Annotated in this window: 11 protein-coding genes; 4 read left to right on the forward strand and 7 right to left on the reverse strand. The window is 74.7% G+C overall.

What is annotated here, in order from left to right; translation table 11 throughout:
• Window positions 1-48 precede the first annotated feature (48 nt).
• The 4 genes from ACIRBX_RS18840 to ACIRBX_RS18855 all read right to left on the reverse strand — a co-directional run bounded on the left by ACIRBX_RS18840 (window position 49) and on the right by ACIRBX_RS18855 (window position 5181).
• On the reverse strand, window positions 49-2121 hold the full coding sequence (locus ACIRBX_RS18840; RefSeq protein WP_402298008.1) for a hypothetical protein: 2073 nt from the start codon (window positions 2119-2121) through the stop codon (window positions 49-51).
• Between the two features lie 155 nt (window positions 2122-2276).
• Window positions 2277-3029: an aminoglycoside phosphotransferase family protein gene (locus ACIRBX_RS18845; RefSeq protein WP_402298011.1), complete on the reverse strand. Its 753-nt coding sequence runs from the start codon at window positions 3027-3029 to the stop codon at window positions 2277-2279.
• Window positions 3030-3128: 99 nt separating this feature from the next.
• Complete coding sequence (locus tag ACIRBX_RS18850) at window positions 3129-3974, reverse strand: class I SAM-dependent methyltransferase (RefSeq protein WP_402298425.1); 846 nt, start codon at window positions 3972-3974, stop codon at window positions 3129-3131.
• A gap of 73 nt (window positions 3975-4047) precedes the next feature.
• The gene (locus tag ACIRBX_RS18855; protein WP_402298012.1) at window positions 4048-5181 is read right to left on the reverse strand and encodes a DNA gyrase subunit B; all 1134 of its coding nucleotides are present in this window, start codon (window positions 5179-5181) and stop codon (window positions 4048-4050) included.
• A 385-nt stretch (window positions 5182-5566) separates the two neighbouring features.
• Between ACIRBX_RS18855 and ACIRBX_RS18860 the strand changes: the two genes are divergently transcribed.
• On the forward strand, window positions 5567-5899 hold the full coding sequence (locus tag ACIRBX_RS18860) for a hypothetical protein (protein WP_402298013.1): 333 nt from the start codon (window positions 5567-5569) through the stop codon (window positions 5897-5899).
• A gap of 195 nt (window positions 5900-6094) precedes the next feature.
• Window positions 6095-6502, forward strand: a complete 408-nt coding sequence (locus ACIRBX_RS18865; protein WP_402298015.1) for a DUF4259 domain-containing protein — start codon at window positions 6095-6097, stop codon at window positions 6500-6502.
• Window positions 6503-6599: 97 nt separating this feature from the next.
• Here the strand turns inward: ACIRBX_RS18865 and ACIRBX_RS18870 are convergent, their stop codons facing one another.
• Window positions 6600-7673 (reverse strand): helix-turn-helix domain-containing protein, encoded by a 1074-nt coding sequence (locus ACIRBX_RS18870; protein ID WP_402298017.1) that lies wholly within the window; start codon window positions 7671-7673, stop codon window positions 6600-6602.
• Between the two features lie 119 nt (window positions 7674-7792).
• On the opposite strand from ACIRBX_RS18870, the gene ACIRBX_RS18875 reads away from it, so the two are divergent.
• Window positions 7793-8695, forward strand: coding sequence for an alpha/beta hydrolase (locus ACIRBX_RS18875; protein WP_402298018.1), 903 nt, complete (start codon window positions 7793-7795; stop codon window positions 8693-8695).
• A 31-nt stretch (window positions 8696-8726) separates the two neighbouring features.
• On the opposite strand, the gene ACIRBX_RS18880 is transcribed toward ACIRBX_RS18875, so the two are convergent.
• Window positions 8727-9317 carry a dihydrofolate reductase family protein gene (locus ACIRBX_RS18880; RefSeq protein WP_402298020.1) on the reverse strand — a complete coding sequence of 197 codons (591 nt, stop codon included), beginning with the start codon at window positions 9315-9317 and terminating at the stop codon, window positions 8727-8729.
• A gap of 128 nt (window positions 9318-9445) precedes the next feature.
• Window positions 9446-10210 (reverse strand): GNAT family N-acetyltransferase, encoded by a 765-nt coding sequence (locus tag ACIRBX_RS18885; protein WP_402298021.1) that lies wholly within the window; start codon window positions 10208-10210, stop codon window positions 9446-9448.
• A 183-nt stretch (window positions 10211-10393) separates the two neighbouring features.
• On the opposite strand from ACIRBX_RS18885, the gene ACIRBX_RS18890 reads away from it, so the two are divergent.
• The gene (locus tag ACIRBX_RS18890; RefSeq protein WP_402298022.1) at window positions 10394-10867 is read left to right on the forward strand and encodes a Dps family protein; all 474 of its coding nucleotides are present in this window, start codon (window positions 10394-10396) and stop codon (window positions 10865-10867) included.
• Window positions 10868-10994 lie beyond the last annotated feature (127 nt).

Here is a 10994-nt window from a genome sequence, read left to right on the forward strand (position 1 = left end):
CGGTGGTCAGGCCGGCCGGCGGCCGGACCTGACGCACCGTCGACGGTCTCAGCGCCGCCGCAGGCGCCCGCCGCGTCGCAGGAGCAGCAACGCCCCGGCCGCCGTCAAACCGGCTGCCGCGCCGACCAGCGCCGTGACCGGCGCGCCGGTCTCGGGCAGCTCACCCGGCGGCGGGAGGTCGGGGCTCGGCGTCGGCACCGGACTGGGCGTGGGCCCGACGCTCGGGCTCGGGCTCGGTTCGGGGGTCGGCGTCGGCGTGGGGGTCGGGCTGGGGCTCGGCGTCGGGGTCGGGCTCGGCGTCGGCTGGGCGACGGGGAGCTGCACCGCGCACGGCAGCGCACCCGCCCGCACGGTGCGGGCCGGGTCGGCGCAGGTGGCGCCGGGGACGGTGGTGTCCACCGTGTTCCGCAGCAGCAGGTCGCCCTCGTCCGGGGAGTCGACGGTGACGGTGTACCGCACGGTGACCGTCGCCCCGACCGGGAGGGGACCGGTCCAGCGCAGCACGGAGCCGTCCCGGGTGACCGTCCCGGAGGTGGCGGTGGCGTCCCCGTTGTAGCGGGCGTCGTCCAGCACACCGGTCAGGTCATCGGCGAAGGAGGCCGGGTCGATCGGGACCTTGCCGGTGTTGGTGGCGGTCACCGTGTAGGCCACGGTGTCGCCGGGCGCGGCCTCGGCGGCCGAGGCGGTCTTGGAGAGCTCCATGCCGGGCGTCAGCTTGCGCACCGGGACGGTCGCGGTGGACGGGTTGGACGGCACGTCCTCGCCGTCCGGCGCGGTGCCGTGCGCGGTCGCGGTGTTGCTGAACTCGCCGGTGAACGAGTCGTTCACCGTGATCACGTGGCTGCCGGTGCAGACCATCGAGGCGGTCGGGGTGCCCATCGGGCCCAGCGCCGTCCGGGGGCAGGAGATGTCGGTGACCTGGGGGTCCGTCACGGTGACCGGGTCGAGGACGGCGGTGCCGGTGTTGGTGACCAGGAACTCGTACCGGACGGTGTCGCCCACCGCGTACGTCCTGGCCAGCCGCCCGGTCCGCTCCCCGGCGACCGACTTGACCAGGTTCAGCTGGGTCAGCGGGACGACCGAGGACTCCTCCAGGTTCCGGATCAGGTGGGTGTCGGTCAGGCCGCCGGTGGAGCCGGAGAAGCCGAACTTGTAGGTCTTCGGCGCGGGGGTGTCCATCTGGTACCGGAGCACCTCCTGGAAGCCCTTCCCGTCGTGGAAGTCGATGGTGACCACCACCAGCGGCCGGGCATCCGGACTGACCGTCAGCCGGACCGACCGGACGGCCTGTTCGGGGTCGGTGGTGTCCGCCCGGAGGTTGCCGGGCAGCGTGGTGACCTGGCCGGCCGGCCGGCTCGCGTCCGGCTTCATGGTCGAGACCAGGAAGCAGTAGCCGTCCAGCCCCTCCCCCGGCCCGCGCAGGGTCACCGAGTCGGTCACCTGGTTGCCGCCGTTCACCGGGGACTTCTGCCCGGCGGGGCAGTTCAGCCCGCGCTGCTCGGCGTCGTTGGCGAAGTTCCCGTAGGCGTCGAGCCCGATGCCCAGGTAGCCGCCCTCGACCCCGGGCACCAGATTGCGCTGGGCGTAGCCGAGCGAGCCGCCGTCCGCACCCGCCGTCTTCAGGTCGACGCCGCCGTCCACCAGGAAGAAGCCGATGCCGTCGGCACCGTTGCCGCCGTACTGGTACTGGTCGAAGGAGACCATCAGTCCGCCGTTGCCGGGCAGCGGGCGGTTGTAGAGCAGCCCGCCGACCCGGTAGTTCCCGCCGTCGGTGAGCTGGAGCCAGCCGGGGGTGACCCCCGGGGTCGGTACCGACGGGGTGGTCTGGGAGGCATCGGTGCAGGGGCCGGTGGTCGACTCGCCGGCCGGCGGCGCTCCGGCCGCCCCGGTCAGGCAGACCGAGTCCAGCGGGACGAACCCGGGGTCGGCGATCGAACTGCCGGTGAACGTCTCGTTCAGCAGCACCGACCCCCCGCCCGCTCTCGCTCCCGACCGGTCGGGGATCTGGTCGGCCCGGCCGACGCCGGGTGCGGCCAGGCCGGTGGCCAGGAGCACGACGGTCGTCGCGAGCAGTCGGCGGACGACACGGGGACGGGTGGCGGGGCGCACGGGCGGAGTCACCGCACAACGCTAGGCAGACGGCCCCCGTTCACCCCGACTGCCGCCCCCGGTGCCGGGATTCTTCATCCGGTCGGCCCTGCCCGACGCTCGTCCGGGCGCACGGCACGGACCTACCTGCCGTCCGGATGACGGACCGTCACCGAGCGTCCGAGGGATCAGAAGTGCTCCTCGATCCACCGGGCGTCGGTGAGGTAGCGGCGGTCGTGGCCCTCCTCGATGTGCCGGGCGAAGGCGGCCTGGCCCGCGTCCGCCTGCCGGTGCATGAACGCCACCAGCGCGCGCAACCGCTCCGCCGCCACCGTCGGCAGGGCCACCCGGTCGGCCGCCGGGAGGCCGTACGCCTCGGCGAAGAGCGCCAGGCGGCGGCGCGCCTCCGGGAGCGGCCGGGTGTGCGCGGCCTCGTCCGGGGCGTAGAGCGGGACGAAGCGGTAGGCGGTGTAGGCGACGTCCCAGAGCCGGGGACCGGGGTGAGCGGTGTCGAAGTCGATGAAGGCCACCGGGAGTTGGTCACGGAAGACGGTGTTGTAGGTGGCCGCGTCCCCGTGGCAGATCACCTCGGCCGGCTCCCTCGGATCCAACTGCCAGACGTCCGAGGGCTCCTGGACGAACCCGACGGTGGCGTCGTGCAGCCCCCGGAGCAGCCGGGCACCCGCCACCAGCGACGCCTCGCTCCGCACCTGCGGTGCGCCGAAGTCGTGCCCGACCTCCCCCGGCAGGTACTCGACGAACTCCTCCGCACCACCCTCGCCCAGCCCGTACGGACGCGGCGCCCCGGTGAACCCGACCGCCGCCAGGTGCGCCAACAGCCGTTGCACGGTCGGGCTCCAGGCCCCGGCCGGGCGCCGCACCACCCCGCCCTCCCGGACCACCCGGTTGACCCCGCCCACGAACGTCTCACGATCCGTCACACCCGCCACGCTAGCCGTCCGCCCGGGGCCGGACCACTCCGTTCCCATACCTCCGGAAGGCTCCGCGCCGTAGGATGCGGCCACCACCGACTGAGGCCGCTAACGGGGCCCGGCGGTGCGCCAGATCCGGACCTCGGTGCCGGGGAGGCGTTCGGCGAACAGCCCGGACGGCGAGGCCGCTTGCAACAGGGCCCGCAGGTCGGCCTCGAAGGCGGGCAGGTGCGGGCCGAAGAGGTGCGGGGCGGAGGAGGAGGTCGAGAAGGTCCGGGCCACCAGGTCGCCCGCGTCGAGCTCCAGCACCTGACCGCCCGGGACGACGAGCCGGCTCGGCCCCGCGTACCCGGCCCGGGCCAGCACCTCGGCCTCACCGCCCGGGGTGCCGTGCGGCAGCACGCCCTGGCCGGCCCGGCGCAGCGGGCCGAGGTAGCGGCGGACGAGCCCGTCGACGGCAGGCTGCGGCGGCACCGGGTGGGGCAGGCCCGCCACCGAACGGCGCTCCGCCTTCCAGTCCGCGACGTGCACGAAGGCACCCCCGGGCCGGAGCAGCTCGCGGACGGCGACGGCCACCCGCTCCTGATCCATCCAGTGGAACGAGTGGCCGAACGTCACCGCGTCGAACTCCCCGAGATCCGAAGGGAGTTGCTCGGCGCGGGCCCGGACCCACCGGACCCGCCCGGCCGGCCCGGCGGCCTCCGCCGCCCGCTGCGCCTCGGCGATCATCCCGGCGTCCGGATCGACCCCGACCACCTCCGCGAACGACCCGCCCAGCAGCACCGCCAGCGTGCCCGGCCCGCATCCGACGTCCAGCAGCCGCCCCCGCCCGTCCAGCCCCAGCTCCTCGGCCAGCGCCGCCGCCAGCCCCGGCGCGTACGGGAGTCGACCCCGCCGGTAGTACGCCGCCGCCCCCGCGAACAGGCTCTCGTCCCACGTCCAGCCCTCGACCACCCCGGCCACCGCCCTCCCGGATCAGCTCCGATCCTGCCACGGTCACGGCCATCCCGGCGGTCCCGGCAGCGGGTCACGCCCCGTCAGGACCGCCGAGGCTCGGGAGCATCCGGCCGACGAGGGCCTCGGCCTCGGCCGGATGGGCCGACAGCCAGGCGGCGACGTGCGCGTGGACGGCCTCCTCGACACAGGCGGCGACCTCGACGTTGCCCAGGGCGTCCCGGGTGCAGCCCTCGAGGCGGAGCTCCCCGTCGAGCTTCACCGACACCACCGCCGTCAGCCCGGGGGCGAGCTGCGCCCATCCCACGTCCGGCCCGTCGGCCGGCGACGGCTCCCCCGGCCGGGCGTGGGCCTTGAGCGCCGAGCGCAGTCCGCGTAGCAGGCCCTCCTCGTGGGTGCCGCCCGCCTCGGTGCGGTAGCCGTTGGCGAAGCTCCGGACCCGGGCCTCGCCGCCGTCCCGTCGCCAGCGCAGGGCCACGTCCAACTCGCCCGCCATTCTCGGGTCTTCGTGGTGGAAGGCGATCACCTCCGGGTGCCGTTCGCCGTCCAGGAGGACGACGAAGTCCCGGAGCTCGCCCCTGAAGCGCAGCCGCTCGGGCGCGGACGGCCCGCGCTCGTCGGTGATGGTGATCTCCAGGTCCCGGTAGAGGAAGGAGAGTTCACGAAACCGGTCGGCCAGGGTCCGGTGGCTGAACTCCGTGGTCTCGAAGATCTCGCTGTCGGGCCGGAAGACCATGGTCAGCTCGCTCCCCCCGGCCGGGTCGGCTCCGGTGGTCGAACTGACCTCGTACCCCCGGGAGTACTGCGCGTTCCAGCGCGTACCGGCCTGCCGGACCTCGACCTCCAACCGGACGGAGAGGGCGTTCACGACGTACAGCAGGGGGCCGAAGCCGAGCGAGAGCCCGTTGCGGCCCAGCCTCCCGCAGCCGCCGGCCGTGACGGTCAGCGCCGTGCGGAGCTCGGCCGGGTCGGTGCCACCGTCGACCGTGACCCGCAGGCCGTCGTCGGGCAGCAGGGTCACGTCGACACGGCTCGCCGCCCCGGCCAGGACCATGCCCGCCGCGTGCTCGGCGACCTCGAACGCCAGGCGGTGCAGGCCCCGCTCGCCGGTCGTTCCGATGTACATCGCGGGCCGTTTCCGGACCACCTCCCGACCGTCCAGCACCTGGATCGCGCTGGCCTCGTAGCCGTGGTTCTCCGTAGACACGGTACCCCTCCCGAAGGTCCTTCGAATCGAGCCCCAGCCTAGGGGAGATTCGTAAAAACACCAGTTCAGAGCAGGTTTGACGAACCCTCAGGATGTCGGCTGCCGGCCTCTCGGAGAGGCCCCTCGGCCACCACCCCCGGGGCACCCCCACAGTCCGCAACCACCCCCGCCGAAGGCCACTGCGGGGCCTTCCAGCGGGCCGGCGAAGGCACGAATTCCACGAATTCCACGAGGTGGGGGAAAGCAGGCCGCAGAGGGGGCCGGAAGGTCTCCGGCATGGTCGACGACGGCCCGGCGGAGGACGGCCGAGGTGCCGAGAACGGTGCCCGTGGGCCAGGCGTCGGCGGGACGAGTGAGCGCGGCGCGTTCGCCGAGGTGGACGTGGGTGGTGCGGTCGAAGGTGCGGCGCGGCGGTGCGCCCGGCACCGCGACCACGGTGACGGCCGACTGGACCTTCACCACCCGAACCGCACCGGTCGGCCCGGCACCGCTGCTGCTCAGCGTGGTCCGGTTCTCCCCCGCGCTGCGCCGCGACGACCCGGCCCTGCGGCTGCCGGTCACCGTCCGGGGTACGGCGGCCGACGGCCGGTACCGTTCGCCGGCCGTCTCCCCCTCGGTGGACGGCGGGGCGACCCGGCAGCGCCTGCCGCTGGTCCGGGACGTGGCGACCGTCCCGGCCACCGCCGGGCCACGGGGGTGGGCCTGCGCGCGGAGCTGACCGACCTCGGCGGCACCTCCCTGGTCCAGACCGTGCCGGACGCCCACCGCACCCTGCTGAGCCGCACCCCCGCCACGGCACCGGCGGCGGGACGGTCCCCGGCCGTGCGGCCGGTGGACCACCCCGCTCCAACGGCATGTCACCCCACGCTGCGATGATCCTCCGGACACCACCACCCGAACTGGGGAGCACGCCATGGGCGCCTGGGACATCGGCCCGTTCGAGAACGACAACGCGGCCGACTTCGCCGCCTTCCTGGACGAGGCCGAGCAGTCCGAGCGCGGTGAGATCCTGCGCCGGGTGCTGGTCGCCGTCGCGGACAGTTCGGACTACCTGGAGAGCGACGAGGGCGCCGAGGCGGTCGCCGCCGCCGCCCTGATAGCGGCCCAACTCCCCGGCGGCACGGCGGTGTCGGTCGCCTACGGACCCAAGAAGCCGCTGCCGCCGTTCGCCCCGGACCTGCGGGAGCTGGCCGCGGCGGCACTGGGCCGGGTGCTCGGTGCGGACTCCGAACTGGCCGAGCTCTGGGACGAGACCGAGTACGGCGAGCCCTGGCGCTCCGACCTCGCGGCCCTGCTCGCGGTCCTCACCGCCCGCCCCTGAGCAGTGCACCCCGGCACCGGCCGGACGACACCGCCCGGCCGGTGCTCTTCGACCAAGACAGCAGCAAGGGCAGAGAGTTGGCACCGACGCTCCCGCTTCACCCGCCGGCCGACCCGTCCAGCAGCCGCCAGACGGTGAGGGCGAGCCGGGCCCGGGCCAGGGCGGCCGGGTCGGCGAGGTCCAGCCCGAGGGCGCGGCCCAGCTGGTCGATCCGGCGGGCCACGCTGCTGTGGTGACGGTGCAGCAGTTCGGCGGCCCGGCGCAGCGAGCCGGTCCGGGCGTAGGCGTCCAGGGTGTCCAGGTCCTCCGGGACTGCGGCGATCCGGGCGACGGCCAGCACGTCCGGGTCGGCCCGGGCCAGCTCCGGCGGGATCGCGGCCAGCAGCGCGAGCGCCCCCAACTCGCCGTGGTGCACGACCGGTTCGCGTGGCGAGCTGAAGCGCAGCGCGATCCGGGCCCGCTGCCAGGAGCGCGCCGGGCCCCCGCTCCCGTCCCCGCCGGGCCCGGCGTCGTCGCTCAGCCCGGCCCGGACCCCGGGCGGGAAGGCCGCACGGTCCACGGCAGCCGACAGCAGCACCCCGACCCCGCCCACCACCGCCGCCTTCACCGGCTGCCCCGGGCAGATCAGCGCACCGATCCGGTCCAGCGGCACACCGGCGGCGCGAACGGCCACCACCCACAGGGGCCGCTCCGGTCGGAAGCCGAGCAGCCGCAACGCCCGTGCCCGGGCGGCCTCTTCGCTGTCCGAGCCGATGACCAGCTCGACCAGCGCCGGATCGGCCATCGTGGTCCGGGCCGGGCCGTACCGCTCGGCCACCGCCGCGACGGCGATGGCCAGCCGTTCCAGCAGCACCCCGTCGAGCGGGCCGGACCGGCCGGACCGCTCCAGCCAGACCTCGCCGATCTCCTCCTCGTCGAGGGTCACCACCGCCCGCGCCGAGACCGCCCCGGCCGGCCCGGGCGCCTCCACCCCCTGCGGCGAGTACCGGACCGCCCGGCCCGTCCCGTGCAGGCGGATGCCCGTCACGCACTCGGCCAGCCCGGCCGAGGTCCGGGCGAGGGCCGGGAGGTCGACCCGGCGGCGCATCAGGGTGTCGTAGAAGCCGATGATGCGGATCGCACCATCCAGGTACGGATCGAGTCCGGAGAGCCGGACGGCCAGTGCCTCCATGGCCGCACCCTAGCCCGGCCGGCACCGCCCGGTCCCGCGCCGGACGGCGCGCGGGCGGCACCGGAACCGCGACGGACGGCGGCTGACCGGGCGCCGAGCGGCGGAGCAGGATGGTGGCCATGGATCCCGAACTCGAGGCCTTCGTGCCCTTCCTGCCCGACACCGACGTGACCGACCCGCCGACCGCCCGGCGCAACTTCGCCGAACGGGCGACCGCCCGGCCCGCCCCCGAGGCCGACCTGCTGGAGATCGAGGACCGCACCGCACCGGGCGGGCCGGGCGGACCGGACGTCCGGGTCCGGCTCTACCGGCCCGCCGGTGCCCGGGCCGCGATCGTCTGGCTGCACGGCGGCGGGTTCGTCTTCGGCGACCTGGAGACCGAGCACCCGTGGGCGGCCCGACTCGCCCACGGCTCCGGCGCGTTGGTGGTCTCGGTGGACTACCGGCGCTCACCGGAGCACCGCTACCCGGCGGCGCTGGACGACGCCTGGACGGTGCTCGGCTGGCTGGCCGCGCACGCGGCCGAGCTGGGCGTGGACCCGGAGCGGATCGCGGTCGGCGGGCACAGTGCGGGCGGCGGGCTGGCCGCCGGGCTGGCACTGCGCACCCGGGACCGGAGCGGCCCGCCGGTCTGCTTCCAACTGCTCAACCAGCCGATGCTGGACGACCGTCAGGAGACCTGGTCCCAGCGGCACTTCACCGCCACCCCCTGGCACCACCGGGAGAAGCTGACCGCCATGTGGGCGCACTACCTCGGCGGCCTCACCGCCGACCACTACGCCGCACCCGCCCGGGCCACCGAACTGGCCGGCCTGCCGCCCGCCTACATCTCGACCGCCGAGTTCGACCCGCTGCGGGACGAGGAGGTCGTCTACGCCCTCCAGCTGATGCAGGCGGGCGTAGCGGTCGAACTCCACCAGTGGCCCGGGACCTTCCACGGCTCGCAGGCCATCCTGTCGGCCGAGGTGTCACAGCGTCAGCTCGCCGAGCTGTGCGACGTGCTGCGCCGGGCACTGGCCTGAACGAGCGCTGACCCGACCGGCCGGTCAGGACTCAGACCCGGTCGTAGGTGAGGAAGAGGACGCCGCTCCCGAGGGCGGTCTGGTCGCTGAGCCGCCAACTGCGCGGCTCGAACGGGGTGGAGCGGCCGAACAGCGGGATGCCGGAGCCGGTGCTCAGCGGGGAGAGCTTGAGGACCAGGCGGTCGATCTCACCGTAGAGCGTGCCCGCCAGCTCGCCGCCGCCGCACAGCCAGATGTCCCTGCCCTCCTCGGCCTTCAGCTCGCGCACCTTGGCGACCGGATCGGTGGCAACCAACTCGACTGCGGGGTCCGGGAGTTCGGTCAGGCTGCGGGAGAAGACCAGGTGCCGCAGGTGGGGGTAGGCGTTGGCGACCCCCGCGTCCAGGCCGATCCGGTAGGTGTGGGTGCCCTCCAACACGGTGTCGAAGCGAGCGCCCGGCCCGGTCAGGCCGAGGGCGGCCCTGGCCGGACCGGGGAGGGTCTCCGGGTACTCGGCGACCAGGTGCTCGACGTAGTCCTGACCGATCGGCCAGAAACCGTCGGGCCCGGTCGGGTCACCCCCGGTCGGGGCGGCGATGTGGCCGTCGAGGGTGGCGGCGATGAAGTAGACCAGCTTGCGCACGTGCTCTCCTGATGGTCGGTCAGCCCCCCGTCAGGGCAGCCGTTCCACCCCATACGATCATGTCCCGCCCCGGACCGGAAGCAGGCGGAACGGACTGGTCAGCAGGTGGAACGAACCGGCCAGGGAGCTCAGTTGCGGGTGAAGGAGTGGCCCCGCCCGATCACGGTGAAGCCACGGCGGCCGTACCAGTACTGCGGCCAGTCCTCACCGTCGGCGATCAGGAAGCGCAGCTCCACGCCGGCCGCCCGGTGCAGCGCGGTGGCCAGCACGGTGTCCGCGTAGCCGTGCCGGGTGTGCTCCAGCGCCGTGATCAGGTCCTCGATCTGCGCGGTGCCGGTCGGCGGGTCCAGGTAGAGGTCCGCCCAGGCGGCCACCTCGCCCGCCGGGGTGCGGGCCGCCAGGAAGAGCACCTGCTCCGCACCGCGCAGCCGGGCGTCCCGGCGCTCCACCAGCTGTCGCACGCCCTCCTCGCCCAGCTCCGGCATCCACTCGCGCAGCCGCGCCCCGTACGGAGCGGCCAGCTCCGCCACCTCCACCGGCCCGGCCGGTACGGCGGGCGGCTCGGCGGGCGCCGGGCCGGCGTGGTGCATCACCAGCTCGGTGCCGTGCTGGTAGCCGGCCGCGACGAGCAGCGGCACGCAGGCCGCGCCTAGCGCGTCGTCGTAGACCGTGACCAGCCGGTGGTCGGCGTAGGACAGCGCGTCGTCGGCCAGGGCGACGATCCCCGCCGGGTCGAAGCCGGTGCCGTCCAGGTGCAGCTGGTTGTGCTCGTAGGAGAGCGGGAACTCGTCGTTGCGCACCACGAAGCCGCCGTCCACCTCCCGCACCGAGGTCGCCTGTCGGCGGGCGAAGGAGGTCCGGAAGGCGATGCTGCGCTGGAGTTCGGTAGCCACCCTGCCGATGCTAGGTCAGCCCGCGACCAGGGCAACTGGTTTACCGCCGGACACGGGGAGGCATGGAAGGCGGCCGACCGGGCAGGCGGGTCGGGGGACGGCCAGGGTGACGCGATATGTCCTATTCATACGATTTGTTGTGGCATGCTGGCCGTCGGAGTCGAGAGCACAGGAGGCATGTCGATGAACGCCATCAAGAGCCCGCTGCCGGACGCCGACCGCAAGGTGGTGGGCGAGGCCCTGCAGGGGGCGCTGGTCGATCTGGTCGATCTCTCGCTGGTGGCCAAGCAGTTGCACTGGAACGTGGTGGGTCCGAGGTTCCGGTCGGTCCACCTCCAGCTGGACGAGGTGGTCGCACTGGCCCGGCTGCACGCCGACACCGTCGCCGAGCGGGCCGCCGCGATCGGCGTCTCGCCGGACGGCCGGGCCAAGACGGTGGCCGGCAGCAGCGCGATCTCGCTCGCGCCGGAGGGCGTGGTGACCGACGGCGCGGCGATCGGCGTGCTGGTGGACGGCCTGGCGGCCGTGATCACCAGGATGCGCGACCGGATCGAGGCCACCGCCGAGGCCGACCCGGTCAGCCAGGACATCCTGATCGGCCTGACCGCCGATCTGGAGAAGTACTCCTGGATGGCCCAGGCGGAGAACGCCGGCTGAACCCGCAGCACCGGGAGCGGGGCGCCCCCCCCGGCGGGCCCCCCCCCCCCCCCCCCCCCCCCCGGGCGCCCCCCCCCCCCCCCCCCGGCGGGCCCCCCCCCCCCGGCGTTGCAGGCTGGCGGGGGAC

The sequence above is a fragment of the Kitasatospora sp. NPDC096147 genome, assembly GCF_044763225.1.
In the GTDB taxonomy this organism is placed as follows: domain Bacteria; phylum Actinomycetota; class Actinomycetes; order Streptomycetales; family Streptomycetaceae; genus Kitasatospora.

Excerpts from the sequence above, each read along its gene's own strand:
- ACIRBX_RS18865 (WP_402298015.1), top strand. The coding sequence starts at position 6,095 with ATGGGCGCCTGGGACATCGGCCCGTTCGAGAACGACAACGCGGCCGAC.
- ACIRBX_RS18870 (WP_402298017.1), bottom strand. The coding sequence starts at position 7,673 with ATGGAGGCACTGGCCGTCCGGCTCTCCGGACTCGATCCGTACCTGGAT.
- ACIRBX_RS18875 (WP_402298018.1), top strand. The coding sequence starts at position 7,793 with ATGGATCCCGAACTCGAGGCCTTCGTGCCCTTCCTGCCCGACACCGAC.
- ACIRBX_RS18890 (WP_402298022.1), top strand. The coding sequence starts at position 10,394 with ATGAACGCCATCAAGAGCCCGCTGCCGGACGCCGACCGCAAGGTGGTG.